This is a genomic window from Kribbella sp. NPDC050124, assembly GCF_044460355.1.
GTDB lineage: Bacteria > Actinomycetota > Actinomycetes > Propionibacteriales > Kribbellaceae > Kribbella.
In genome coordinates this window covers 226,464-251,926 of sequence record NZ_JBITJU010000010.1, presented here as the reverse complement: position 1 = coordinate 251,926, position 25,463 = coordinate 226,464, and the positions used below count along the sequence as shown (strand labels likewise).

Annotated in this window: 23 protein-coding genes; 14 read left to right on the top strand and 9 right to left on the bottom strand. The window is 69.2% G+C overall.

The genetic code is table 11. The features are described from left to right. Positions 1-4 precede the first annotated feature (4 nt). Complete coding sequence (locus ACIBL3_RS24190) at positions 5-1,303, top strand: alpha-L-fucosidase (protein ID WP_396355795.1); 1,299 nt, start codon at positions 5-7, stop codon at positions 1,301-1,303. A 104-nt stretch (positions 1,304-1,407) separates the two neighbouring features. On the opposite strand, the gene ACIBL3_RS24185 is transcribed toward ACIBL3_RS24190, so the two are convergent. Together ACIBL3_RS24185 and ACIBL3_RS24180 are read right to left on the bottom strand one after the other, a co-directional pair. Beyond that, the gene (locus tag ACIBL3_RS24185) at positions 1,408-1,917 is read right to left on the bottom strand and encodes a MaoC family dehydratase (RefSeq protein WP_396355794.1); all 510 of its coding nucleotides are present in this window, start codon (positions 1,915-1,917) and stop codon (positions 1,408-1,410) included. 126 nt (positions 1,918-2,043) lie between these two features. Further along, a complete protein-coding gene (locus ACIBL3_RS24180) occupies positions 2,044-2,589 on the bottom strand; it encodes a general stress protein (protein WP_396355793.1) in 546 nt (181 codons plus the stop codon). Positions 2,590-2,665: 76 nt separating this feature from the next. On the opposite strand from ACIBL3_RS24180, the gene ACIBL3_RS24175 reads away from it, so the two are divergent. Both ACIBL3_RS24175 and ACIBL3_RS24170 read left to right on the top strand, forming a co-directional pair. Beyond that, a complete protein-coding gene (locus ACIBL3_RS24175; RefSeq protein WP_396355792.1) occupies positions 2,666-3,772 on the top strand; it encodes a magnesium and cobalt transport protein CorA in 1,107 nt (368 codons plus the stop codon). Between the two features lie 194 nt (positions 3,773-3,966). After that, positions 3,967-4,992, top strand: a complete 1,026-nt coding sequence (locus tag ACIBL3_RS24170) for an ArsR/SmtB family transcription factor (RefSeq protein WP_396355791.1) — start codon at positions 3,967-3,969, stop codon at positions 4,990-4,992. 77 nt (positions 4,993-5,069) lie between these two features. Here ACIBL3_RS24170 and ACIBL3_RS24165 read toward each other — a convergent pair whose 3' ends face one another. Further along, a complete protein-coding gene (locus tag ACIBL3_RS24165; protein ID WP_396355790.1) occupies positions 5,070-6,260 on the bottom strand; it encodes an acyl-CoA dehydrogenase family protein in 1,191 nt (396 codons plus the stop codon). A 114-nt stretch (positions 6,261-6,374) separates the two neighbouring features. Then, the gene (locus ACIBL3_RS24160; RefSeq protein ID WP_396355789.1) at positions 6,375-7,802 is read right to left on the bottom strand and encodes a serine/threonine-protein kinase; all 1,428 of its coding nucleotides are present in this window, start codon (positions 7,800-7,802) and stop codon (positions 6,375-6,377) included. A 121-nt stretch (positions 7,803-7,923) separates the two neighbouring features. Between ACIBL3_RS24160 and ACIBL3_RS24155 the strand changes: the two genes are divergently transcribed. Together ACIBL3_RS24155 and ACIBL3_RS24150 are read left to right on the top strand one after the other, a co-directional pair. Next, positions 7,924-8,589, top strand: a complete 666-nt coding sequence (locus ACIBL3_RS24155; protein WP_396355788.1) for a peptidylprolyl isomerase — start codon at positions 7,924-7,926, stop codon at positions 8,587-8,589. A gap of 40 nt (positions 8,590-8,629) precedes the next feature. After that, complete coding sequence (locus tag ACIBL3_RS24150) at positions 8,630-9,247, top strand: VOC family protein (RefSeq protein WP_396355787.1); 618 nt, start codon at positions 8,630-8,632, stop codon at positions 9,245-9,247. On the opposite strand, the gene ACIBL3_RS24145 is transcribed toward ACIBL3_RS24150, so the two are convergent. Further along, positions 9,244-10,203 (bottom strand): CoA ester lyase, encoded by a 960-nt coding sequence (locus tag ACIBL3_RS24145; RefSeq protein ID WP_360523231.1) that lies wholly within the window; start codon positions 10,201-10,203, stop codon positions 9,244-9,246. The genes ACIBL3_RS24150 and ACIBL3_RS24145 overlap by 4 nt on opposite strands. Before the next feature lie 105 nt (positions 10,204-10,308). After that, a complete protein-coding gene (locus tag ACIBL3_RS24140) occupies positions 10,309-14,208 on the bottom strand; it encodes a S8 family peptidase (RefSeq protein WP_396355786.1) in 3,900 nt (1,299 codons plus the stop codon). Between the two features lie 119 nt (positions 14,209-14,327). On the opposite strand from ACIBL3_RS24140, the gene ACIBL3_RS24135 reads away from it, so the two are divergent. The 8 genes from ACIBL3_RS24135 to ACIBL3_RS24100 all read left to right on the top strand — a co-directional run bounded on the left by ACIBL3_RS24135 (position 14,328) and on the right by ACIBL3_RS24100 (position 21,254). Beyond that, positions 14,328-15,269: a hypothetical protein gene (locus ACIBL3_RS24135; RefSeq protein ID WP_396355785.1), complete on the top strand. Its 942-nt coding sequence runs from the start codon at positions 14,328-14,330 to the stop codon at positions 15,267-15,269. Continuing rightward, the gene (locus tag ACIBL3_RS24130; RefSeq protein ID WP_396355784.1) at positions 15,262-16,083 is read left to right on the top strand and encodes a hypothetical protein; all 822 of its coding nucleotides are present in this window, start codon (positions 15,262-15,264) and stop codon (positions 16,081-16,083) included. Before ACIBL3_RS24135 ends, ACIBL3_RS24130 begins: the two co-directional genes overlap by 8 nt. Next, the gene (locus tag ACIBL3_RS24125) at positions 16,080-16,607 is read left to right on the top strand and encodes a hypothetical protein (RefSeq protein ID WP_396355783.1); all 528 of its coding nucleotides are present in this window, start codon (positions 16,080-16,082) and stop codon (positions 16,605-16,607) included. The genes ACIBL3_RS24130 and ACIBL3_RS24125 overlap by 4 nt, the downstream gene beginning before the upstream one ends. 107 nt (positions 16,608-16,714) lie before the next feature. Continuing rightward, positions 16,715-17,980 carry a magnesium transporter MgtE N-terminal domain-containing protein gene (locus ACIBL3_RS24120; protein WP_396355782.1) on the top strand — a complete coding sequence of 422 codons (1,266 nt, stop codon included), beginning with the start codon at positions 16,715-16,717 and terminating at the stop codon, positions 17,978-17,980. Then, positions 17,970-18,503, top strand: coding sequence for a DUF1003 domain-containing protein (locus ACIBL3_RS24115; protein WP_396355781.1), 534 nt, complete (start codon positions 17,970-17,972; stop codon positions 18,501-18,503). Before ACIBL3_RS24120 ends, ACIBL3_RS24115 begins: the two co-directional genes overlap by 11 nt. A 48-nt stretch (positions 18,504-18,551) precedes the next feature. Beyond that, positions 18,552-19,451: a zinc metalloprotease HtpX gene (gene htpX / locus ACIBL3_RS24110; protein ID WP_396355780.1), complete on the top strand. Its 900-nt coding sequence runs from the start codon at positions 18,552-18,554 to the stop codon at positions 19,449-19,451. A gap of 15 nt (positions 19,452-19,466) precedes the next feature. Beyond that, positions 19,467-20,030, top strand: coding sequence for a hypothetical protein (locus ACIBL3_RS24105; RefSeq protein WP_396355779.1), 564 nt, complete (start codon positions 19,467-19,469; stop codon positions 20,028-20,030). Positions 20,031-20,108: 78 nt separating this feature from the next. Next, positions 20,109-21,254 carry an Mrp/NBP35 family ATP-binding protein gene (locus ACIBL3_RS24100; RefSeq protein WP_396355778.1) on the top strand — a complete coding sequence of 382 codons (1,146 nt, stop codon included), beginning with the start codon at positions 20,109-20,111 and terminating at the stop codon, positions 21,252-21,254. Positions 21,255-21,265: 11 nt separating this feature from the next. On the opposite strand, the gene ACIBL3_RS24095 is transcribed toward ACIBL3_RS24100, so the two are convergent. Beyond that, positions 21,266-22,465 (bottom strand): epoxide hydrolase family protein, encoded by a 1,200-nt coding sequence (locus ACIBL3_RS24095; protein WP_396355777.1) that lies wholly within the window; start codon positions 22,463-22,465, stop codon positions 21,266-21,268. A 62-nt stretch (positions 22,466-22,527) separates the two neighbouring features. On the opposite strand from ACIBL3_RS24095, the gene ACIBL3_RS24090 reads away from it, so the two are divergent. After that, a complete protein-coding gene (locus ACIBL3_RS24090) occupies positions 22,528-23,481 on the top strand; it encodes a helix-turn-helix transcriptional regulator (RefSeq protein ID WP_396355776.1) in 954 nt (317 codons plus the stop codon). Between the two features lie 7 nt (positions 23,482-23,488). Here ACIBL3_RS24090 and ACIBL3_RS24085 read toward each other — a convergent pair whose 3' ends face one another. Continuing rightward, a complete protein-coding gene (locus ACIBL3_RS24085; RefSeq protein WP_396355775.1) occupies positions 23,489-23,833 on the bottom strand; it encodes a sec-independent translocase in 345 nt (114 codons plus the stop codon). Positions 23,834-23,951: 118 nt separating this feature from the next. Continuing rightward, the gene (locus ACIBL3_RS24080) at positions 23,952-25,388 is read right to left on the bottom strand and encodes a trypsin-like peptidase domain-containing protein (protein WP_396355774.1); all 1,437 of its coding nucleotides are present in this window, start codon (positions 25,386-25,388) and stop codon (positions 23,952-23,954) included. Positions 25,389-25,463: the final 75 nt, after the last annotated feature.

Below are 25,463 nucleotides of genomic sequence, written 5' to 3'. Positions count from 1 at the left end.
CACCATGACCGACGCGCCTCCTGCGCATTCCGTCGAGAAGTTCCGCGACTGGCGGTTCGGCCTGTTCATCCACTGGGGCCTGTACGCCCTGCCGGCCCGGCACGAGTGGGTGAAGAACCGCGAGCGGCTGACCGACGAGGACTACCAGCCGTACTTCGACCACTTCGAGCCCGACCTCTACGACCCGCGCAAGTGGGCCCGTGCCGCCCGCGAGGCCGGCATGCGGTACGCCGTACTGACGACCAAGCACCACGAAGGCTTCTGCCTATGGGACTCGGCGGTGTCCGACTACACGGTGACTAACACGGCCGCCGGCAAGGATCTGGTCGGCCCGTTCGTCGAGGCGTGCCGCGAGGAGGGGCTCGGCATCGGGTTCTACCACTCGCTGATCGACTGGCACCACAAGGAGTTCCCGATCGACGTCGTCCACCCGCAGCGGTACGACGAGGAGGCCTGGGCGAAGGCCGCCGGGCGGGACGTCCAGGTGTACGCCGACTACCTGCACGCGCAGACGCGCGAACTGCTGACGAACTACGGCCCGATCGACATCATGTGGTTCGACTTCTCCTACCCGAACCGCAACCGCGAGGACGGCCAGCCAGGTCCGGGCAACGGCAAGGGCCGCGACGAATGGCGGTCGGAGGAACTGATGGCGATGTGCCGGGAACTGCAGCCGGACATCCTGATCAACGACCGGCTGGACATCCCGGGCGACTTCGTCACGCCGGAGCAGTACCAGCCGGACGGGCCGATGATGCGCGACGGGCAGCCGGTGCTGTGGGAGGCCTGCCAGACGCTGAACGGCAGCTGGGGCTACGACCGGGACAACCTGGACTGGAAGTCACCCGAGACGCTGGTGAAGATGCTGGTCGACTCGGTCTCCAAGGACGGCAACCTGCTGCTGAACGTGGGCCCGACCGGGCGCGGCGAGTTCGACCCGCGGGCGCTGGCCACGCTGGCGTCGATCGGCGAGTGGATGCGTCTGCACGAGCGGTCGGTGCGCGGCGCCCGGCCGAGCGAGCTCACCGCACCCGCCGACTGCCGCTACACCCAGAAGGGTGACCGGCTCTACCTGCACTTGTTCTCCTGGCCGATGGGCCACATCCACCTGCCTGGCCTGGCCGGCAAGGTGAAGTACGCCCAGCTCCTGAACGACGCCTCGGAGATCAAGCGGATCGTCAACGACCCGAAGCGGAAGGCGCAGAACACCACCATGGGCGGCGTCGCCGCCGACACCCTCACCCTCAAGCTCCCGATCCAGCGCCCGGACACCCCGGTCCCGGTGATCGAGCTCTTCCTCTAAACGCCCACCCCTCTGGTTGGCTGACCCACCAGAGCGTGGGTTGGCCAGCCGGAATCCGGTTGGCCAACCCACCGTGGGGTAGGCCGGCCAACCAGCGGGGAGGGTCAGTCGCGGTCGATGGGGGTGGGGCGGCCGGGTTGTTCCCCACCCCGGGCTTCGAGGTAGTTGTTCTTGGGGACCATCACCTTGCGGCGGAACAGGCAGACCACGGTGCCGTCCTGCTTGTAGCCCTTGGTCTCGACGTAGACGACGCCGCGGTCGTCCTTCGACTTGGACTCCCACTTGTCCAGCACCACGGTCTCGCCGTACACGGTGTCGCCGTGGAAGGTCGGCGCGACGTGCCGCAGCGACTCGATCTCCAGGTTCGCGATCGCCTTGCCGCTCACGTCCGGGACCGACATCCCGAGCAGGATCGAGTAGATGTAGTTGCCCACCACAACGTTCTTGCCGAACTGGGTGGTCTCCCCCGCGTAGTTCGCGTCCAGGTGCAGCGGGTGGTGGTTCATGGTGAGCAGGCAGAACAGATGGTCGTCGTACTCGGTCACCGTCTTGCCGGGCCAGTGCTTGTAGACCGCGCCGACCTCGAACTCCTCGTAGCTACGCCCGAACTGCATGCCCTCGGCTCCTTCCGGTATCCCCGGGGCCCATGCTGCCGAAAGTCGGCGTGACTGGGCAGTAGCCCGCGCGTGGCCTACCTCTCACCTGCGCGAGACCTTCGTCACTCGCGCGTCACTCGTGCGTCACTCGTGCGGCTGCTGGAGCGGAGTCTGCTGCTGGATCGGCTGATCGGGCAGCCGCGGGTTGACCTCACCCTTGAGGGCCAGCTTGGCCAGGTGGTTGCGGGCCTCCTCGGCGTACTTGAAGTCGCACAGTACGTCGTACGTCGTCGCCACCACCGCGGTCCGCGAGGTGAAGTCCCGCCGGCCCGCCGACTGGGCGTAGCCGAGACCGCCGAACACCAGGCCGAAGAACGCACCGAGGACGACGCCGGTCAGCAGGGCGGCCAGCCAGTTGCCGTTGGTGAACAGCCCCAGCAGCAGGCCGACGAACAGGCCGAACCAGGCGCCGCTGGCCACGCCCGCGGTCAGCGCCCGGCCCCAGGTGAGCCGGCCGGTGATCTTCTCCACCTGACGCAGGTTGTTGCCGACGATGGTCGTGTGCTCGACCGGGAACTTCTCGTCCGAGAGGTAGTCGACTGCTCGCTGCGCCTCCCGGTAGGTGTCATAGGTCCCGATCGTCAGGCCGCTCGGCCGGGGGTCCATCGAGGGCATGCCCTGCGTGGTCATCGTCGTTCCTCTCCACGTGCTTCCACCCCCATCATTGCCGACGGCTGGTTACCGCGCCTTGATAGCCTCGCCGGTGATGACCGGGCGACGGTGGGACATGGGCGCGACACGCCGGATGGGACGCGTCTTCGCCCGGCGGTCCCCGGGCGCTCCGGACCCGGTCGACCTGGTCGCCAGCGGCAAGCTGGACGGCGCTCTGGTCGACTGGGCGTTCTACCGCGACGGCCGCCGCGACACCAAGCTCAACTCCTACACCGAGGCGCTCAGCCGGGCCCGGCGCGGGCAGGGATTCGTCTGGATCGGCCTGTTCCAGCCCAACGAGCGGCAGCTGGCCATCATCGGCGAGGAGTTCGCCCTGCACCCGCTGGCCGTGGAGGACGCCACCGAGGCGCACCAGCGGCCCAAGCTCGAGCGGTACGACGACACGCTGTTCGCCGTACTGAAGACCGTCACCTACGTGCCGCACGGGGATCTGACCGCCACCAGCGAGGTGGTCGCGACCGGCGAGGTGATGGTGTTCTGCGGGGCCGGGTTCGTCGTCACCGTCCGGCACGGCGATCACAGCGAGTTGACCGGTCTGCGGCACGGGCTGGAGCAGGAGCCGGAGCGGCTGGCGGCCGGTCCGGGCGCCGTACTGCACGCGATCGCCGACCACGTGGTCGACCGGTACCTGGAGGTCGCGGACGCCGTTCAGGCCGACATCGACCTGATCGAGAGCGAGATGTTCACCCCGCGCGGGTGGCGCAAGATCGACCGGGTCTACCAGCTCAAGCGCGAGGTGCTGGAGCTGAAGCGGGCGGTGGCGCCGCTGACCGGGCCGATGCGGGCGCTGTCGACGCTGCGGCACCCGCTGATCAGCGACGAGACCCGGAACTACTTCCGCGACGTCGACGACCACCTGCTGCGGGTGAAGGAGCAGGTGATCTCGTTCGACGAGCTGCTCAGCTCGATCCTGCAGGCGGGTCTGGCGCAGGTGCAGGTGTCGGAGAACGAGGACATGCGGCGGATCGCCGCCTATGTCGCGATCCTGGCGGTGCCGACGATGATCGCCGGGATCTACGGGATGAACTTCGACTACATGCCGGAGTTGCGGCTGAGGTACGCGTACTTCGTCGTTCTCGCAGTGATGGCCGTCGCGTGCACCGTGCTTTACCGGCTGTTCAAGCGCAACCACTGGCTTTGAGCGCTGCGTAGTCGCTGACCTGGCAGCCTTTTGCCATGGCCGCCAGTCCCGACAGTTTGGAATGTTCAAACGGTTGTGCCGTGTTCGGGCCGCTTGATTGAATGCCGCCATCGCTTTCGGTCAGCAATCCACCACATTCTGCGACCGACGGCATCGGGGATGCCGTGACACGTCGGTACCAGGGAGGGCCCACCGTGCTCCGCATCCATTTCACGCCACGTGATCTTGCCCGCGTCACGGTCGCCGCCACTCCCGCGCCGCTGTGGGAGGTGCTGCTCAGCCTGCACATGCTGCAGCAGACCGACGGCCGGCTGATCTTCGACGACTGGCGCCGGTACGTGCGGGCCAAGGTCGCCCCGGACCAGATGCGGCTGTTGCTGGAGCTGACGCCACCGAGGGGCTACTCCCCCGACTTCCTCACCCCCGCCGAGGCCGCTCCGGACTTCGAGACCACGCTGGAGCTGGCGCTGTCCACACCGCGCCAGCGGATCCGCGAGCAGCTGGAGCTGCTGAGCAAGTACCGCCCGGTGTCGCCGTGGACGCGGGAGCTGGCGCGCGGCGAGCGGAGTTCGCTGAACAAGCTCGGCCGGGCCATCCGGACCTACCACGACGCCGCGATCGCGCCGTACTGGAAGTCGATCGGGACGCACGTGTCGGCCGACCACGCGCACCGCGGTGAAGCACTCTCGCGGCACGGAGTGGACCGGCTGCTGTCGACGCTGCACCCGCGGGTGAGGTGGGTCGCGCCGGTGCTGCAGGTGCTGGACATGCACGACCGCGACCTCTACCTGGACGGGCGCGGGATCGAGCTGCAGCCGTCGGCGTTCTGCTGGCAGGTCCCGACGAAGCTGCGCGACCCGGACCTGAAGCCGATCCTGGTGTACCCGATCCACCACGCGCCGGGCATGCTGCGGCAGCAGTCGATGGAGGACTGCCCGTCGACCGACGCGCTGAGCTCGCTGCTCGGCTCGACCCGTGCGGCAGCGCTGGAGGCCGCTGTCATCGGCTGTACGACGACCGAGCTGGCGAAGCGCTGCAAGATCTCACCAGCCGCCGCCAGCCACCAGGCGACGGTGCTGCGGGAAGCCGGGCTGATCACCACCCGCCGGGCCGGTGCGTCCGTGCGCCACGAGATCACTCAGCTCGGCATCTGGCTGCTGTCCGGCCACGGCTCCTCGCGCCAGCCCGCCTCGACCTCGCCGCCACGCCTGACCGCGTAGCGGCCCTCAGACCCTGCCCCGCCGCGTGCTTGGGCCGACTGGCACCGCCCCGCCCGTCGACCCAGCACGCCGGCCGGTCAGAGCTTGTAGTCCTCCAGAAGCCGGCGGCCGATGATCATCCGCTGGATGTCCGCCGTCCCCTCGCCGATCAGCAGCATCGGCGCCTCCCGGTAGAGCCGCTCGATCTCGTACTCCTTGGAGAACCCGTACCCGCCGTGGATCCGGAACGAGTCCTCCACCACCTGGGCGCAGTACTCGCTGGCCAGGTACTTGGCCACCCCGGCCTCGAAGTCGTTGCGGGACCCCGCGTCCTTCTTCCGCGCCGCCTTCACCATCAGCTCGTGCGCTGCCTCGACCTTCACCGCCATGTCGGCCAGCCGGAACAGCACCGCCTGGTGGTCGGCGATCTTCTTGCCGAACGTCTCCCGCTGCTGCGCGTACGCGATGCCCAGCTCGAACGCGCGCCTTGCCACCCCGCAACCGCGAGCGGCCACGTTCACCCGGCCGACCTCGACGCCGTCCATCATCTGGTAGAAACCCTTGCCCGGCACGCCGCCGAGGATCTGGCCGGCGTCGATCCGGTAGCCGTCGAAGACCAGTTCGGTGGTGTCGACGCCCTTGTAGCCCATCTTCTCGATCTTGCCCGGCACGCTGAGGCCCTTGTCCACCTCACCGAACCCGGGCTCCTTCTCGACGAGAAAGGTGGTCATGTTCTTGTAGACCGAGTCCGCGCCCTCGTCGGTCTTCACCAGTACGGCGACCAGGTTCGACGAACCGCCGTTCGTCAGCCACATCTTCTGGCCGTTGATCGTGTAGGCCTCGCCGTCGCGCACGGCCTTGGTCTTGATCGCGGAGACGTCGGACCCACATCCCGGCTCGGACATCGAGAACGCGCCGCGCACCTCACCGGTGGCCATCCGCGGCAGGTACTTCTGCTTCTGCTCGTCGGTACCGTGCTGGAGCAGCATGTACGCGACGATGAAGTGGGTGTTGATGATGCCGGACACGCTCATCCAGCCGCGGGCGATCTCCTCGACGCACAGCGCGTAGGTGAGCAACGACTCGCCCAGCCCGCCGTACTCCTCCGGGATCATCAGCCCGAACAGGCCGAGCTCCTTGAGGCCCTCGACGATCTCGGTCGGGTACTCGTCGCGGTGCTCGAGCTCGGTCGCGACCGGGAGGATCTCCGACTCGACGAACGCGCGGACCGTCTTCAGGATCTCCTCCTGGATGTCGGTCAGCCCGTCGGTCTGCTGCAACCTGCTCATCGTCGGCTCCTTCGCTCCGGGGGACGCCTTACCCGCGAGTATCGCGGTTCTCAGCATCCCGGCACGAGGCCGACACCCGCTGTGACTCCGGCCACCTGCCGAAGGTCGCGTGCCTCACTCGTCGCCGCGGTCACCGTCGGGACGCGGCAGGCTCTGGCTGACCACCTGGAACAGGGCGGCGATCTGCGGAGTGTCCTGCCAGCGGTGCCGCTGCTGCGCCTCGTACAGGCGCTGCCGGGCTTCGTAGAACTTCCTGGCCGCCTGCTCGGTGTTCCCGTTGTCCAGCGCCTCCGCGGCCTGGTCGAGGTCGTTCGCGGCCTCTCGCAGCGCCTTGCTCCGGCTGTCCTGCTGGGTCGCCCGCACCTGTGCGGCCAGCGTCCGCAGCGTCTGCACCAGGGCAGCACGCGGGTTCTTCGGCGTTTCCGTCGGCGTTGCCTTCTTCGACGGTGTCTTCGTGGGCGTGGGCTTCGGCGTGGGCTTCGGTGCGCTGGTTGCCTGCACAGCAGGCGCTGACGGTGTTCCGCCGGCCGCAGCGGGCGGATCGGTGGTCACGCTCTCGCGGAGCATCAGCCCACCGATGACAGCGGCCAGTACGACGCCCACCGGCAGCAGCACCTTGGCGAACGGGAACCCCTTGGTCGGGGCGCGGTGGCTGGCAGTCGCAGGTAGCTCCGGCTCCTCCTCCCAATTGCCGACGTCGAGAACGTCGTTGGTGGGGAGCAGCGGCAGCACCTGCGTGTTCGGGGCGGTGGTCAGCAGAGCGGTCACGTCGGCAACCGAGGACGGGCGGTCCTCAGGGGCCTTGGCGAGGAGCTGCAGGATCAGATTGGCCAGCGCGGGCTCCACGTCGGCCCGGGTGATGGGCGCCGGGGCAGCGTCCAGGTGCTGGCGCATGACCGACTCCACGTCCGGCCCGGTGAAGGGCGGCGTACCGGCCAGGAGTTCGTAGAGGACGCAGCCGAAGGAGTACCAGTCGCTGGCCGGGGTCGCGGGCCGGCCGCGGACCTGTTCCGGCGACACGTACGACGCCGTGCCCAGGAGCACCCCGACGCCGGTGCTCTCCGCGCCGACGCCCTTCGCGATGCCGAAGTCGGTCATCTTGAGGGTGCCGTCCGCCGCGAGCATCAGATTGCCGGGCTTCACATCCCGGTGCACGATGCCGGCCCCATGCGCGGCGTCGAGGGCCCGTGCGCCCTGTACGGCGATGTCGGCAACCAGCTTGCCGCTCGGCAGGCCGGAGGTGCGCATCAGCTGCAACAGGTCCGGCCCGGACACCAGCTCCATCACCAGGAACACGTGCTCGCCTGCTGCGCCCACGTCGTACGTCGCGACGACGTTCGGGTGCATCAGCCGCGCGGCCGCCTGCGCCTCGGCGCGGAACCGCTCGACCGCGTCCATCGGGTCGCCCTCGAGCCGCCGGAGCAGCTTGACCGCGACCTGCCGGGCGAGCACGGTGTCCTCGGCCTGCCACACCTCACCCGCGCCGCCCCTGCCCAGCAGGGTCAGCAACCGGTAACGCCCTGCCAGTACCTCGCCGTTCACACACAACACCTTCCGCAGCGGACCGCAACACCTTAGGCGGGGCATGCGTCGCAGGGCGAGTTCTGGCCCGAAACCTTCATCAACCTCTGCACAGAGCGATCGGAGTACTACGGTGAGCAGCATGAAGCGATCGATTACCGCCCTGATCGCGGCCGCTCTGGTCGCGACGACGCTCACGACCACGACCGCCACCGCGGCCACCACGGCGCCGGCCAAGCCGCCGAAGCCGGTGGTCAAGTGCGAGTTCACCCCGACGCCGGAGAACCCGGCCGCCAAGCCGGTCCGGATCCCGTCGCCGGTCGCCCGCACGAAGGGCATGGTGGACGTGTTCTTCGTGACCAACTACGGACCGTTCGTGGTCCGGATGGACCGGCCGAACGCGCCGTGCGGGGTGCACAACTTCGTGCACCTGGTGAAGAGCCGGTTCTACGACTCCACCCAGTGCTTCCGGCTGACCAACTCGGCGCGCCTCGGGGTGCTGCAGTGCGGCGACATCTACCGCCAGGAGGAAGGCGGTCCGGGGTACAAGTTCCCCGACGAGGTCACCGGGCAGGAGACCTACCCGCGCGGCACCGTTGCCTACGGCAACCAGGGTCCGGGGACCAACGGCAGCGAGTTCTTCGTCGTCCACTCGCACGCCAACATCGCCCCGAACTACACCGTTCTCGGCCAGGTGATCTTCGGCATGTCCACCTTCGACCGGATGGTCGCCGCCGGCATCGCCGACCCCGACCAGGACGGCCCACCGGCCAAGCCCATCCACATCTACCAGGTCTGGTCGCGCTAGGGGAGGGTAATTCCGGGCCCTGCGGCGCTAGCTTGAGGTCGTGGGCACACGCGGCCGGCCGAGGCATCCCGACGTACTGACTCCTGCCGAGTGGCAAGTGGTCGACATGGTGCGGCACGGGATGCCGAACCGGGAGATCGCCCGGCGGCGCGGAGTCAGCGTCGACGCGGTGAAGTTCCATGTCGCGAACGCGTTGCTGAAGCTCGGCCTGGAGCGCCGGGCCGAGCTTCGGACCTGGCGCGGTGTGCCCGCGGACAGTGCTCTGCGGCGACAGGGAGGACCGGCGATGGCGGTTCGGCTTGGGGCGATCGGGCAGATTGCGCGGTCGGTCAGTGACATCCAGCAGGCGGTGGAGTTCTACGGCAAGGTGCTCGGGTTGCCGCATCTGTACACGTTCGGGGATCTGGCGTTCTTCGACTGTGGCGGGACGCGATTGTTTCTGAGCGCCTCCGACGAGCCCGGTGGGGCATCGTGCCTGTACTTCCAGGTGGACGACATCCGGGCGGCGTACGACGAGCTGCGGGAGCGGGGCGTGGAGTTCGAGAACGCGCCGCACCTGATCCACAAGCACGACAACGGGGTCGAGGAATGGATGGCGTTCTTCCCCGACCCCGATGGTCAGCTGCTGGCTCTGATGGCGCAGGTGGCGCCCGGTTAGTCGGCCGGCTGCCAGATGTCGGTGCGGGTCATGCCGGCGGCGCGGCCCTTGGCGGAGATGACGAGCGCCATCTTGCGGGACGCCTCGTCGATCATCTCGTCGCCGAGCATCACCGCGCCGCGGGCGCCGCCGGCCGCGGACGTGTAGTGGTCGTAGGCGTCGAGGATGTTCTCGGCGTGGTCGTAGTCGTCCTGGCGCGGCGAGTACACCTCGTTCGCGGCCGCGATCTGATCCGGGTGCAGCACCCATTTGCCGTCGAACCCGAGCGCGGCCGACCGGCCGGCCACCCGGCGGAACCCGTCCACGTCCTTGATCTGCAGGTACGGCCCGTCGATCGCCTGCTTCCCGTGCGCCCGCGCCGCCATCAGGATCTGCATCAGGATGTAGTGGTAGGCGTCGCCGACGTCGTACCCGGGCGGCTGCTCGCCGACCACCAGCGACTTCATGTTGATCGACGCCATGAAGTCGGCCGGACCGAAGATGATCGTCTCCACCCGCGGCGACGCCTGCGCGATCGCGTTCACGTTGGTAAGGCCGAGCGCGTTCTCGATCTGCGCCTCGATCCCGATCCGCCCCGGCTCCAGGCCGTGCACCTTCTCCAGCTGGGTCAGCAGCAGATCCAGCGCGACCACCTGCTCGGCGGTCTGCACCTTCGGCAGCATGATGCAGTCGAGATTCGCGCCGGCTCCACCGACAACCTCGATCACGTCGGCGTAGGTCCACTCGGTGGTCCAGTCGTTCACCCGGACGACCCGCAGCTTCGTCCCCCAGCCGCCCTCGTTCAGCGCGGCGACGATGTTCTTGCGCGCGTCCACCTTGGCGATCGGCGCGACCGAGTCCTCCAGGTCGAGGAACACCTGGTCGGCGTCCAGCCCCTTCGCCTTGGCCAGGAACCGCGGGTTCGACCCCGGAGTCGCCAGACACGACCGCCTGCTGCGTAGGACCTGCTCCGCCATCACCGCGTCCTCTCCTCGGGTTACCCGCCGGTCACCGGCAGCGTACGGCGAAACCCCCGTACGCTCCGGTGACCCCGCTCACTTCCCCTCCGAGTGTGTCCCGATTCACCGCGGCGTGAGGCCGTAGGCACGCGTGATCGTCTGCTTGATCGTGTTCCCGTCCGCGTCGACTCCCTCGGTGCGCAGACTGACCGCACCGGCGGCCTTCGGGTGATGCAGTACGGCGGTGTACTCGCTCCGACCCGACTTCCGGGTCCGGACCTGCTGCCAGGTCGCTCCGTCGTCGTAGCTGACCGACAGCTTGAGGCTGGTCAGCTCCGGATCGCTGCTGAGGTAGGAGTGGTGATAGCCGCTGACCTTGATCTCATGAGCCCGCCCGGCGGGCAGCGTGTTGTCCAGCCGCAGGTCCAGGTCGTAGCCCAGGTACAGCTGCTTGTTCGGCTCACAGCTGCCCTTGTCCGGCGCACCCAGCCTTGTGTAGGCGTCCCAGGTGCCACAGTGCACGCCGACACCAAGTGGAGGCCGGTACGGGAACCCATTGGCCGGCTTGCCCGAGGTGAACGTCCACTCTGACTCCACAGTGCGCGCCCAGCGCTGCGGCTTGAACGGCGCCGGGTAGCTCTCGGTCAGCTTGTATCGACCAGGCTCGTCCGGTAGTACGGCGTACGGGATGTTGATGAAGGCGATGAAGAAGAGCCAGTAGCCCTCCTCGATCGGTATCTCCTTGCCGTCCGGTCCCCACAGCCGCAGCTTGGCCTGCGGCTGTCCACGGAGCACGTCGGTCGAATAGTAGGTCTGCGATCCCCCACCGAGCCCGTCGCTGTCCTTGATGTGCCAAGGCAGGAACAGGTTGCCGCTACGGCATGCCTGGCACAGCTGCCAGTAGTAGTCGTTCATCTCCGGCGTGATCGACCGCATCGCCGCGTGCACCAGCGGCTGGGCGCCAAAGGTGTCGGTACGGCGTCCAGGCCGCGTCAGCACGTCTTCCCGGCTCTGCAGCCACCCGTTGCGGTGGAAGGCGTTCATGTCGGCGGGAGCGTCGTACATGATGCTCGCTCCGCGGGTGCGCAGTACGCCGTCCTGCATGGGGCCGACGTACTCCGTGAGGGTGCCGGGAGCCCGCATGGTCAGCTTGACCGAGCCGAGGCTGCGGGCGGGCTTCATTGCCGCGCCCCAACTGAGGCTGAGCTCGCCGGGCGCGTCGGCGTGGTAGCGGCTGTCGAACTGGTAGAGGTCGCGTGCGGTGACGGACTTCTGGAGTTGGGTGGGGATGCGGCCTTCGACTGGGTACGACAGCGAGTAGACGTACGGGATGGTCGCCGTACCGACGGCTGTCAGGGTGATGGGGCCGCGTTCGATGCGCTCGCTTAGCGCCTGGCCTTGGGAGGCAGGCAGCGTCAGCGCGGGGATGGGGGTCTCGATGTCGTCCTGCGCGTCGTCGACCGGGATGGCTCGGCCGACTGCGCCGTACAGGAGCACAGCAGCTGCGCCGGCCTTCTGCGCGTCGAGCACCCGGTTGAGGACGCCGGATCGACACGTCCAGGCTGTTGCCGCGCAGAGGTCCGAGACATCGAGCAGTACGGCGGCGCCCTTCACTGGCGTGCCGAACACCAGTGGGAGGCGCTTGAGCCCGTTGAAGCGAGCGTCCTGCACATGCAGGCTCAGGTACTTCGCGTCGAGGACAAGCCCACCTGCTGTCATCGCGACCAGCGGTGTGGTGAGCAGGCGGTCGTCACGCCACAGGAACGTGCCCACCGTGACCTGCTTGGTCGGTGTGGCCCACAGACCCCACTCCTGCTTGTAGACCGAGGACGCACTGACGCGCAGGCTGCGCAGCCCACCGGCAGACGTCTGCAGGTATCCGGTCTGCGACTCCGCAGCCGTCGAGGCCTTCGGAGTCCGCGTGCCTACCTGCGTTGCCTGGCGAGCATCGAGTACGACGTTCACGTTGGACCGCACGTCGACCTGCGGATCGGTCAGCAGCGTGACCTGCGGGTTGCCCTTCACGTCCCGCCAGGTGATCGAGGTCTGGACGGCGTACGTGCCCTCGTCGAGCGATCCGCCGACAGTCTGCGCACCGGGCGCGAACAGCGCGTTGTCGCCGATGTCCAGGTCCTCGAGGTCGTCCAGGCGCAGGAAGTTCCAGGTGTTGTAGCGCACGTCCGTCGCTCCGGCCGGCAGCACGATGCTGGCGTTCAGCGCGTACCGGTTCGGCTTCAGGTACGCCGCCACCGCGTTGTGCACTCGCAGATCGCCAGAGGTCGCGGTGATCGACCCCTGGTACCAGGTACGCGGTCCGGAGGTGTTGAAGGCGACTGTGACCGGTGCAGAGCCCTCGGCGGGCACGGTGACGGTCTCTGGGAGGCTCAACCGAGACGAGGCGCTCAGGTGCAGCGTGACGTCCTCCTGCGTCGTGTTGACGTAGGTGATCGTCTTGATGGCCGGTGCGCCGTACGGCAGGGGCAGGATGCCGAAGTCCAGGTTGCCGAGGCTGTAGACGCCTTGCTTGACCGCGCGAGCGACGTCGACCCGTCCCGCGCCGACCTCGTAGGCGCTGTTGCCGATCTCCTTCGAGCTGCTGATCAGGGCACTCTTGAGCTGCTGTCCGCTCCAGCCGGGGTGCCGCTGGGCCAACAGTGCAGCTGCTCCGGACACATGGGGTGTCGCCATCGAGGTGCCGCTCAGAGTCGTGTACTTGTTGCCGACCGGCGTACCGAGGGACGTGCCGGCTGCGCGAGCCGCGACGATCGAGACGCCAGGGGCGGCGATGTCCGGCTTGAGGCCGTAGTTGATCAGACGGGGTCCCTGGCTGGAGAACGACGCCCGCTTGTCCTGGCTGTCCACGGCCGCGACGGTCAGAGCCGAGTCGGCGGCGCCTGGAGAGCTGACGGTCGCCGGCCGGGAATCGTTGCCTGCCGCCACTACGAAGAGGGACTCGTACTGCGCGGAGAGGTCGTTGACGGCTTGGCTCATCGGGTCGGTGCCGTCGGTGCAACAGCCGCCGAGGCTCATGCTGATCACGTCGGCACCTTGTGCGGCCGCCCACTCCATGCCCGCGATGATGCTCGACGCCGGGCCATTGCCCGTGTCGTCCAGCACCTTGCCAACGAGGAGTGTGGCGTCCGGTGCGACGCCCTTGTACCTGCCGCCCGAGGCAGCGCCGGAGCCGACGATGGTGTCCGCGACATGCGTCCCGTGGCCGTGGCCGTCCGCCACCGCCTGACCAGTGATGAAGCTCTGCGACGCCTCCACCTTGCCGACCAGGTCCGGGTGCGTCGCGTCGATGCCAGTGTCGAGGACGGCGACCTTGACGCCCTTGCCGGTGTACCCGGCCTGCCAGGCTTCGGGTGCGCCGATCTGCGGGACGCTGACGTCCAGGCTGGCCTGAACCTTGCCGTCGAGCCACACCTTCGTCACACCGGCGTCCAGCGTCTTGGCGCTTGGGGTGTCCAGCGCTGCCCAGAAGCTGCTGGTCTGGCCCTTGGCAACGCGGACTGCGGCTCCACGGATGCTGTTCAGCGCCCGCGTGCTGCTCGTGGCGGGTAGCGCGTCTGCGGCAGTGGCTGCCCTCGCGGTGGCAGCGCCGTACTGGAGGATCAGCGGGACCGACGAGACCTTGCTGTCGGTGTAGCCGTACTTCGTCAGGTAGGAGACGTCGAACAGGCGGCGGTCCAGGCGACCGGTGGTGACGAGGTCGGTCGCGTCGGACGGGTAGACGTAGTAGGCGTCGCGGTCGCGGAGCTGGGTGAAGACGACCGGGCGGCCGCCCACCCGGCGGGCGGCGGCGACGTCGGCGTCGACCGGCGTACCGTCCGCGGTGAACCGGTAGGTGACCTGGTCGCCGGTGATCAGGGTGACCTTGGTGGAGCCGACCGGTCCGGCAACGGGCACCGGCTGTGCGGCTGGCGCCGCCAGTACATCGGGTGGTGTCGCACCGGCGGTGACAGAGCCGAGCAGGAGCGAGACGACTGAGAGCGCGACGACCGGCAACCGCCATCGGGACATGGGGCTTCTCCTAGAGGGTCGAGCGGGACCTGAGCAGACCATGGCAGGGCTGCGACATGTCCGGAAGCGGTCCTGGCGCGCAGTTCACGCCAATGGCGAAAACCGGCGATGATCGTGCAGTGCTCGAGCCACTCGGTCTGACCCGCGCGGAACAGGACCTGTACGAGTCGCTCTTGTCCGGCCCGCCGGCCACTGCACCGGACAGTCCTGCCCTCAGCAGGCTCGTCGAGCTCAACCTGGTGACGCCGATCGACACCGAGCCACCGAGGTACGTCGTACTCCCGCCGGACACCGCGCTGGACGTGCTGGCCCGTCGACGCGAGCGGGAGCTGGCCGACGCCCGTCGGAAGATGGTGGAGCTGACCGTGCGGTTCCACGGCAGTACGGCGCGCCGCGAGCCCGCTGACCTGATGGAGGTGCTGCACGGCGAGCAGGAGATCGTCCAGGGCATGACCAGGTTGTTGCTCAGCGCCCGTAAGGAGGTCTGCGGCTGGGACGCCCCGCCGTACCGGGACGATCCCAACCAGGTGAACCAACTCGAGCTGGACCAGCTCAAGCGCGGGGTCACGTTCCGGGTGGTCTATGACCGTCGCGGCTCGGTGGACCGGCCCGGTCGTCTCGCCGCACTCATCCAGGGGATCGCCGACGGCGAGCAGGCTCGGGTTGGCGACGTACCACTGAAGCTGGTCGTCAGCGACGCACCGATGGCCTTTGTCCCCTTCGACGTACGGGCGACCGCGCACCAGACCGCGCTGCTGGTTCACGACCCCGTCATGGTGGCCGGACTGGCCGCGCTGTTCGAGCTGTACTGGGACAGGGCCGTCCCGCTGGCCACGTACGCCGGCCAGCCTGCGACAGACCGCCCGACACCAGAGGAGCGGGACCTGCTGGCGTTGCTGATGTCGGGCTTCACGGACCTCGAGATGGCGGCGCACCTCGGTTGGAGCGAGCGGACGGTCCGCACGCGCATCGACGGCATGCGGCATCGCCTGAACGCCGACACTCGCTTCCAGGCCGGCTATCAGGCCGTACTGCGTGGCTGGCTGGAGCATCGTGGGTGACCTGACCGCACTCGGCCTCAGCCCAGCCGAGGAGGCAACGTACTGCGCCCTCGTCGGTCAACCGCCGAGCGCAGCTCCACCAGCCGTAGCAGGCTTGCTCGCCAAGGGATTGGTCAGCATCGTGGACGGCCGCTACGTCGCAGTCGCCCCGGACATCGCGCTGGAAGTACTGCTCCTGGACCAAGAGCGGTTGTTGCGGGACGCGCGTGCACGGATCGACGAGTTGGCGGCGGACTACCGCAATCACACCAGTGCACCCACTGCCACGCTGCTGGAGCTGGTCAGCGGGATCGGTGCGGTGCAGCAACGGGTCGTCCAGGTGCAACAGGCCGCACGGACGGAGTTGCGCCGCCTGGTGAAGGCGCCCTACGGCGCTCCGCCGCCGCACCACGCCGACTGCCGGACCGTCTACGAAAGCGCCGCAGTCGATGCGTCTGGCAACGAGGCCGCTCGGGTGCTGCCGTCGGTGCCGCTCCAGCTGTACCTGGCGGACGACCGGCTGGCGCTGGTGTTGCTGAGAGAGGACTCCGCGGTGATTCTGCAGCCGTGCGGGCTGTTCGACGCCTATGCCGAGCTGTTCGAGCGGCTGTGGGAGCGGGCGCTGCCGGTGGAGTCGAGTGACCACGAGACTCTGGTCGCGCTGCTGCTCGCAGGGCTGACCGACCAGGCCATCGCCCGTCAGCTCGGCGTCAGCGCCCGTACGGCGCAGCGCAAGATCGCCGCACTGATGCAGGAGCTCGGCGCACGGACCCGCTTCCAGGCGGGCGCGCAGGCCGCGATCCGCGAGCTCGGTGTGACACCCTTGGACCTGTGACCATCGAGGACGCTGCTGCCGAGATCGCCGGTGTCATGAAGAAGGCCGGCCTGGTCTGGCTGTCCTGGAACGGCGGCCGCCCGGCGCCGGCCTGGTTCGCCACGGTCGACGGGCAGTACGTCGTACTGGCGGATGCCGCGGACAGCGCCGAGCAGCCGCTGCCCGGACTGGCCACGGCGGGCACTGCGGAGGTCGTCGTACCGGCCAAGCCCGCCACCAACCGGCTGGCGAGCTGGACAGCCAAGGTACGGCGGCTGGAGCCCGGGAGCGAGGAGTGGACCGCCGCAGCCCAGGTACTGCGGACCGAGCGGCTCAACGCAGCCGGGTTGGACACCCAACTGGAGCGCTGGAAGACCGAGGCCGACTTGCTCGTCCTGGAGCCCACCGGTGAGATCACCGAGCGAGCAGGCCAGTACGACGACCGCCCACGGGCCGAGGCACCGATCGGGACACCCGCAACAACCAAGGGCGAGCCGCCGGTCACCCTGCACCGCCGCATCAGCCGCCGACCGCGCCTTAGCTGAGAGTGTGCGTCGGCGAGTTAGCCTTCGAACATGGACGAGCGGAGCGAGTTCATCAGAAGGCACAGTGTGGCCTGCCACTCATCCGCGCTTGGAGCGGAGCGACGCGGATGAGTGGCTCGCAGTCGTCGCGCGTGTATGTGGCTCGGCTGGCTGGTCTTCCGGTGTTCGCACCGAACGGTGACCAGGTCGGCAAGGTCCGCGACGTCGTGGTGATGCTGCGGCAGGGCACCCAGCCGCCGCGGGTGCTCGGCCTGGTCGTGGAGGTGTTCACCCGGCGGCGCATCTTCCTGCCGATGACCCGGGTGACGTCGATCGACGTCGGCCACGTGGTCATCACCGGCCTGGTGAACATGCGGCGCTTCGAGCAGCGGCCGACCGAGGTGCTGGTGCTCGGGGAGATGCTCGACCGCACGGTCACAATCCGCGAGTCGGGTGCGACTGCAGTGGTGTTCGACATGGCCATGGAGCAGTGGCGGACCCGGGACTGGGTGCTGTCGAAGGTGGCGGTCCGGGAGGGCGCCAAGCGGTTCCGGCGGCGCGGTCAGTCCCATGTGCTCGACTGGATGGACGTGAGCGGCTTCGCCCAGGTCGAGGAGGGGCAGGGCGCAACCCACATCCTGGCCGCGTTCGACTCGATGAAGGCTGCCGACCTGGCCGGCGTACTGCAGGACCTGTCCCCCAAGCGGCGCAAGGAGATCGCCGCCGCGCTGAACGACGAGCGGCTGGCCGACGTCCTGGAGGAGCTGCCCGAGGACGACCAGGTCGAGATCCTCGCTGCCCTGGACACCGAGCGGGCGGCGGACGTGCTCGAGGAGATGTCGCCCGACGACGCGGCGGACCTGATCGCCGAGCTGCCCACCGACACTGCCGAGCGGCTGCTGACGCTGATGGAGCCGGACGAGGCGGAGGACGTACGGCGGCTGCTGACGTACGAGGAGCGCACAGCCGGTGGACTGATGACGTCGGAGCCGGTCATCCTGCCCGCCGACGCGACTGTGGCGGACGCGCTGGCCCAGGTACGTATCGCTGAGCTCAGTCCCGCACTGGCCGCGATGATCTACGTCTGCCGTCCACCGCTGGAGACCCCGACCGGGCGGTTCATCGGTGTCGGCCACATCCAGCGGCTGCTGCGCGAACCACCGTCCGAGCTGGTGTCCGCCGTACTGGACACCGACCTCGACGGACTGCGGCCGGACGACAGCCTGCATGCGGTCAGCAAGTACCTCGCCACCTACAACCTGGTGGCCGCGCCGGTGCTCGACGACGAGGGCCGGCTGCTCGGAGCGGTGACCGTGGACGACGTGCTCGACCACCTGCTCCCCGAAGACTGGCGCGAATCGGAACAGCAGGAGGAGGACCGCCATGCCCCGTGACGACCGCAGCACCGACGACCGCCGATTGCTCCGCAGTAGCGCACGGCTGGACGTGCCCCGCGACTTCCGCCGTACCTTCGTGCCCCGGCCGACGTACGACGCCGACGCGTTCGGGCGGCTGTCCGAGCGGATCGCCCGCTTCCTCGGCACCGGGCAGTTCCTGGTCTACATGACCGGCACGATCCTGTTCTGGGTCGCCTGGAACATCTTCGCGCCGGCGGACCTGCGCTTCGACGAGTACCCGTTCATCTTCCTCACGCTGGCGCTCAGCCTGCAGGCGTCGTACGCCGCTCCGCTCATCCTGCTCGCGCAGAACCGGCAGGAGGCGCGCGATCGGGTGCAGTACGAGCGCGACCGCGACGTCGACGCCCGGACCCGCGCGGACATGGAGTTCCTGGCCCGCGAGATGGCCTCGCTGCGGATGGCCGTCGGCGAGGTCGCCACCCGCGACTTCCTGCGCTCCGAGCTGCGCTCGCTGCTGGCCGACCTGGACCTGAAGAGCCGCGAGGACGACCGGGTCTGAGGCCTTTGGGGTCGAGCTAGCCTGGCTCACAGGCGAGGAGGACGTGCAATGAAGACTCGATTCGCGCCCGACCGTGGGCTGTCCCGGCGGATGCTGGTCACCAGCTTCCTGCTCGGCCTGCTGTACGTCGGTTTCGTCGCGCTGCTGATCGCGCTCACGAAGAGCGCCGTCCTGGCCGTCGTGATCGCGGGCGGGGCGCTGTTCGTGCAGTACTGGTTCTCGGACCGGATCGCGCTGTACGCGATGCGCGGGCGGATCGTCACGCCCGAGGAGGCGCCGCAGCTGCACGGCGCGATCGACCGGCTGTGCGCCCTGGCCGACATGCCGAAGCCACGGGTCGCGATCGCCGACGTCGACCTGCCGAACGCGTTCGCCACCGGGCGCAACCCGAAGAGCGCGGTGGTCTGCGTGACCACCGGGATCATGCGCCGGCTCGACGCCGACGAGCTCGAGGGCGTGCTGTCCCACGAGCTGTCCCACGTCGCCCACCGGGACGTGGCGGTGATGACGATCGCGTCGTTCCTCGGCGTCCTGGCCGGCCTGATCACCCGCTTCGGCCTGTACGGCGGCCTCAGCCGCAACCGCGACCAGAACGCGACGGTGGTCGTGCTGACCGTCATCCTGGTGTCGATCGCCGTCTACGCGATCTCGTTCCTGCTCACCCGGGCGCTGTCGCGGTACCGCGAGCTCGCCGCGGACCGGGCCGGGGCGATGCTCACCGGCAGGCCGTCGGCACTGGCCTCGGCGCTGACCAAGATCAGCGGGGACATCGCCCGGATACCGTCCCGCGACCTGCGGCAGGCGGAAGCGTTCAACGCGTTCTTCTTCGCGCCGGCGATCTCGGGCCGGGGGGCGAGCCTGTCCTCGCTGTTCTCCACCCACCCGCCGCTGGAGACCCGCCTCGACCGGCTCGGCGTGCTGTCGCGCGAGCTGGGCGAGCAGGCGTAGCGCAGGATTAGCTTCATGGGCCTTCTCGACATCCTGCTCGGCCGGAGCAAAGCCGTCCCGCCGAACCTCGACCAGCTCTTCTCGCTGCCCTCGGCAGCCATCACCCTGGACACCGCGGCCGGATACAAGGCCACCGGCAGCGGATCGGTCTGTTTCAAGGCCGCGGAGGGTGGCGGGTTCTCGGCGCTGCGCGAGGAGGTCGACAAGCTGCTCGCCCTCGACAACGGCAAGTTCACCAGCCAGACCGACTCCTACGGCTTCACCTGGCTGGTCCGGGAGACCTCTCCGGACAACCTGGAGGGCCTCGTCACCGACCTGCACGCGGTCAACACCTCGCTGGTCGACGCGGGCTTCGGGTCGGCGCTGCTGTGCACGCTGGTCGCCTTCACCAACGGCAGCAAGTCGCTGGGGCTCGTGTACCTCTACAAACGCGGCTCGTGGTACCCGTTCGTCCCGGTCGGCGCCGACCGCCGCGACAACGCCACCGAGCTCCAGATCAGGTCGATCGTCGGCAGCGACCTGCGCTTCGAGGCCGACCTGGCCCGCTGGTTCCCGGTCTACGGTGCGCCCGGCCTGTAGAGGTTAGGGTTGCCTTGCCGGAGGTACGTCACACGGACCGTGGTCGGCGGGCTTCACCCGAGCACGTAGCCTTGGGGTATGGCTCCCACTGCTGATCAGGTGACCACGGCGCTCGGTGGTGTGCTGGATCCGGAGATCAAGAAGCCGATCACGGACCTCGGCATGGTCGAGTCGGTCGTCGTCCGGGACGACGGCGTGGTCGCCGTACGGATCCTGCTGACCGTCGCGGGCTGTCCGATGAAGGACACGCTGCGGCGCGACACCACGGCCGCGGTCAGCAAACTCGACGGCGTCACCGGGGTCGAGGTCGACCTCGGCGTGATGTCGGCCGAGCAGCGCGCCGCCCTGCAGACACAGTTGCGCGGCGGCGTGGCGGAGAAGGAGATCCCGTTCTCCCGGCCGGACTCGCTGACCAAGGTGTTCGCGATCGCCTCCGGCAAGGGCGGCGTCGGCAAGTCGTCGGTGACGGTCAACCTCGCCGTCGCGATGGCCCAGCAGGGGCTGTCGGTCGGCGTCCTGGACGCGGACATCTACGGTCACTCGGTGCCGGCCATGTTCGGCGTCGCGGACCAGCGGCCGACCGCGGTGGACGACATGATCATGCCGGTGCCCGCGCACGGCGTGAAGGTGATCTCGATCGGCATGCTGAAGCCGAAGCGCGACCAGGTGGTCGCCTGGCGCGGCCCGATCCTGGACCGCGCGCTGGTGCAGATGCTGGCCGACGTCTACTGGGGCGACCTCGACGTCCTGCTCCTCGACCTACCGCCCGGCACCGGGGACATCGCGATCTCGGTCGGCCAGCGGCTGACCAGCGCCGAGGTGATCGTGGTGACGACACCGCAGGAGGCCGCCGCCGAGGTGGCCGAGCGGGCCGGCACGATGGCGCAGATGGTGCACCAGCGCGTCGCGGGCGTGATCGAGAACATGTCGTTCCTGCCCTGCCCGCACTGCGGCCCCGAGCACCGCATCGAGATCTTCGGCACCGGCGGCGGCACCCGGGTCGCCGAGACCCTGTCGGCCCGCCTGGGCTACCAGATCCCGCTGCTCGGCGAGATCCCGCTCGACGAGCGGCTCCGGAGTGGCGGCGACCTGGGCAACCCGCTCACGGCTGCCGACCCCGACACCCCGGCAGCCCAGGTCCTCGACAAGATCGCCGCCAAGCTGGGCGGCCGCCCGCGCGGTCTCCTGGGCCGCCAACTCGGCCTCTCCCCCGTCGGTCGCTGACCCTCGCCGCGTCAGCGGTGGGTGCGGAAGAACGTCCGGATGTCCTCGACCAGCACGTCGGGGACCTCCATCGCGGGGAAGTGACCGCCGGCGTCGTACTCGTTCCATGCCGTGTAGGCGCCGTACGGATCGACGTCGCGGCGGACTGACATGTCGGCTGCGAAGACCGCGACACCGGTCGGCGGCATCGGCGGGGCTTCCCAGCCGCCCTCCGACGGCTCGTCCGACTTGGTGACGAACTCGCGGTAGGCCTGCATCCCCTCGTACACCGCGTGCGCCGCCGATGCGCCGACCTCGTTGAACCAGTAGATGCTCACGTTCGTCAGCAGCTGGTCGAGGTCGACCGCGTCCTCGGGCAACTCGCGCTCGGGGTCGGTCCACTCCTTGAACTTCTCGATGATCCAGGCGAGCTGGGCGACCGGTGAGTCGGTGAGCCCGTACGCGAGCGTCTGCGGGCGGGTCGCTTGCAGCGACAGGTAGCCGACGCCGTCCTCACGCCACGCGTTGAACCGCTCGGCGCGCTCGCGCTGAGATCCCTCGAGCCCGTCCAGCGACAGCTCGGGGCCGAACGGGAACGGCGCCGGTCCGTTGATGTGGGTCGCGATCACACGACCGGGCGCGATCATGCCGAGCATCCCGACGACACCGGAGCCGACGTCGGTGCCCTGCGCCAGGAAGCGCTCGTACCCGAGCCGCGTCATGATCTCGGCGAACGCCGTGGCCACGCGGAACAGGTTGCCCCAGCCGGGTTCGGTGACCGGCGAGAAGCCGTACCCGGGGATCGACGGCAGCACCAGGTGTACGGCGTCCTCGGCCTTGCCGCCGTGCGCGACCGGGTCGGTCAGCGGGCCGATGACCCGGAGGAACTCGGTGTACGAGCTCGGCCAGCCGTGCACCATCAGCATCGGCCGGGCGGCCGGCTCTTTCGACTCGACGTGGACGAAGTGGATCGGCTGACCGTCGACCTCGGTCACGAACTGCGGCAGCTCGTTCAGCCGAGCCTCCGCCTTGCGCCAGTCGTAGGTGTTCTGCCAGTACTCCGCGATCCGCTGCAGGTAGCTGGTCGGGACACCACGGCTCCAGCCGAGACCGGGAAGCTCCCGCGGCCACCGGGTGTTCGCGAGCCGCGCCCGGAGATCGTCGAGCTCGGTCTGCGGTACGTCGATCCGGAACGGGCGAATCTGGCTGTCCACTGCTGTGTTCGTCGTCATGCCAACAACTCTAGGAACCAATGCGGAAAGGATCGTTCCGCGTTTGAAACTATCCTGGAGAAATGCTGGAGACCTCGGCACGACTGCTGCGGCTGCTCTCCTTGTTGCAGGCGCACCAGCACTGGACCGGCCCGGAGTTGGCGAAGCGGCTCGACGTGACGACGCGGACCGTGCGGAACGACGTCGAACGGCTGCGGTCGCTCGGCTACCCGGTGGAAGCGACTCCGGGCGTCGCAGGCGGCTACCGGCTCGGAGCAGGCGCCGCGCTGCCACCGTTGCTGCTCGACGACGAAGAGGCCGTGGCGATCGCGGTCGGTCTGCGGACAGCGGCCGGCGGCTCGGTCGCGGGCATCGAGGAGACCTCCGTCCGGGCGCTGGCGAAGCTCGAGCAGGTCCTGCCGTCGCGACTACGGCACCGGGTCAACACCCTGAACAGCTACACGGTCCAGGTGCCCGGGTCCGGACCAGTGGTGGATCCAGCTGTGCTGACCACACTGACCGCGGTCTGCCGCGATCATGAGCGGCTGCGGTTCGACTACTCGTCGCACTCGGGTACGGCGTCGGTCCGGACCGTGGAGCCGTACCGGCTCGCACACCTGCGTGGCCGGTGGTACCTGGTCGCGTTCGACCTGGACCGTGCGGACTGGCGCACGTTCCGCGTGGACCGGCTGACGCCGAGGGTCCCGACCGGCCCGCGCTTCGAGCCGCGGGACCTGCCGTCCGAGGGCGTCGCGTCGTACGTCGATCAAGGGGTGTCGACGGCGATGTGGGAGTTCCGGGCCCGGATCCGGGTGTTCGCTCCGCTGTCCGTCGTCGCCGCCCGGCTGCCCGCGACCGCGGGAGAGCTGACCGAGATCGACGAGTCCTCGTGCTACCTCGACGCCGGCTCCGACGATCCCGGCATGCTGCTGCGCTATCTGAGCATGCTCGACCTCGACTTCTCCGTCGCCGAGGCCCCCGAACTGGCCGCGGAGGTTCGCAGGCTGGCAGCCCGCTACGCCCGCGCCCTGGAGTGAGTCGAGGTCAGGTGGACTCGGGGTCGAACGGCGCGCGCTGGCCGGCCGGAAGGCGCTGCGGAGCGTCCGAGAAGTCCGGCGTGCTGACGGGCTTGTCGTCGTCGTACTCGTCGCTGCCCTCGAGCAGGTGCTTGCGGACGAAGTTGCGCGGGTTCAGGTCCTGCAGCTCCAGGTCGGCGAACTCCGGACCGAGCTCGTTGCGCAGGTCGTTCTGCGCGTTGGTGACCATCTGCCGCACCTGGCGCAGCAACCGGCCGGCCGTCCGGGCGAACTCCGGCAGCCGATCCGGGCCGAAGACGAGCACGGCGACGATCGCGATCACCACCAGCTCGAGTGGCCCGATGCCGAACATGTCCCCACCTCTCTGCAGATCGTCTGCGACGGCGACCAGCGTAGCCGCACCATGGTGACACCGCCTGCCGGGTCAGCCGATTCCGGACACCTGGCGGCATCCCGTCGTACCAAAGAACTCAGCCGGTCTGCTGGCCGAGCGTGACCGTCACCGACCGCGCCCTGCCGCCGCGCTCGTAGACCAGCCGGACACTCTCCCCCGGCTGATGCGTCCGGATCGCCACGATCAGCTCCTCGGCGCTGGCGACGGCCACGTTGTTGATCGAGGTGATCACGTCGCCGACCCGCAGTCCGGCCCGCAGCGCCGGGGACGCGGGCTCGACCCGGCTGACCCGGGCGCCGCCCTCGAACTGCATGTCGACCTGCGCCCCGATCACGGGGTACGACGCCTTGCCGGTCGCGATCAGCTGTTGCGCCGTCCGCCGGGCCTGGTCGATCGGGATCGCGAACCCGAGCCCGATGTTGCCGCTCTGCTCGCTGCTGCCGCGGACGGTGGCGATCGCGGAGTTGACCCCGATCACGCGCGCGTTCATGTCGACCAGCGGGCCGCCGGAGTTGCCGGGGTTGATCGCCGCGTCGGTCTGCAGCGCGCTGATGAACGAGGTCTCGCCGGACGCCTCGTCGCCGGTCGTGACCGGGCGGTTCTTGGCCGAGATGATGCCCGAGGTGACCGTGCCGGCCAGGCCGAGCGGCGACCCGATCGCGACCACGTCCTGCCCGACGATGGCCAGGTCGGAGCGGCCGAACTGCACCGACGGCGCGTCCAGGCCGGTCACCTGGACGACGGCCAGGTCGTAGACCGGGGAACGCCCGACCAGCCGCGCGGTCAGCGTCTTGCCCTTCTCGCTGAGCACCTGGATCGATCCACCCTGGGCCGCGGACGCGACGACGTGGTTGTTGGTCAGGATGTGGCCGGCGTTGTCGATGACGAAGCCGGAGCCGGTCGCGTTCGTGTTGTCGGAACCCTCGACCTTGAGCTGGACGACACTCGGCAGCAGGGTCGAGGCGACCGCGGAGACCGAGCCGCTGCGGATCTTCGGGTCCGCGCCGGTGCCGACCGGCGGGCTGGGCTGCTCGGCGACCGGATTGTTGTTGTTGTCGATCGCGACAACGGTCGCGGCGGCGCCGGCGCCGGCGATGATGCCGATGATGAGGGCCACCGCGGCCGCGATGGCGATGATCCGGTTGCCCTTCTGCGGCGGATCCGGCGTGTAGGCGCGGGCCTGCTGGTTGTGCCAGTCCGGCGGCGGGGGCGGCGTGTACGACGGCTGGTACGCCGGGCGCTGCGTCGGCCAGGCCTGGCCGGGGTACACCGGCCGGAAGCTCGGCTCCTGCTGCTGCGGCCGGCCGAAACTGCGCTGCGTCACCGAACGCTGGTTGGTGGTCGGCCCGTTCGACTGCCGGTACGCAGCGTCCACACCAGGCGACGGCAGTGGGGCGGTGCTGCTGGGCGGGGCCGCCGGGGTCTGGGAGGCGGCAGGGGACTCGGCCGGGAGGATGCGGGTTGGGTCCGCGCTCGGAGTCGGTACTGTCGGCTCGGCGTCGTCGCTGGTCACGGTGCCCCGCCTCACGTCGTCGTCGTGGTCGTCGGTTGGTGTCCGCCCGGGTTTCGGGAGGCACTACCGGATTCG